Genomic DNA, 292 nt, shown 5'->3' on the forward strand with positions numbered 1-292 from the left:
GGGGAGGACCGAGAACTGCCAGATCGGAACCTTCCTGGCCTACGCCACGGCCCGGGGCCGGGCCCTGATCGACCGCGAGCTCTACCTCCCGGCCTCCTGGACCGATGACCGGGACCGCTGCCGGGCCGCCGGCATCGACGACGAGATCTGTTTCGCGACCAAGAACGAGCACTTCAGGCAGATGCTGCAACGTGCCCTCGACGCCGGTGTGCCGTTCGCATGGGTGACCGCGGACGAGGCATACGGGCAGGTCAAGCACACACGCTTCTGGCTGGAGCAGCGCAAGGTCGCC

At 68.2% G+C, this 292-nt stretch carries 1 protein-coding gene; it reads left to right on the top strand.

The genetic code is table 11. The features are described from left to right. A partial coding sequence (locus tag R2S09_RS40410) for a transposase (protein WP_316746294.1) occupies positions 1–292 on the top strand: 292 nt, incomplete at both ends.

Source organism: Streptomyces sp. MK7, assembly GCF_032658145.1.
In the GTDB taxonomy this organism is placed as follows: Bacteria; Actinomycetota; Actinomycetes; order Streptomycetales; family Streptomycetaceae; genus Streptomyces; species Streptomyces spiralis.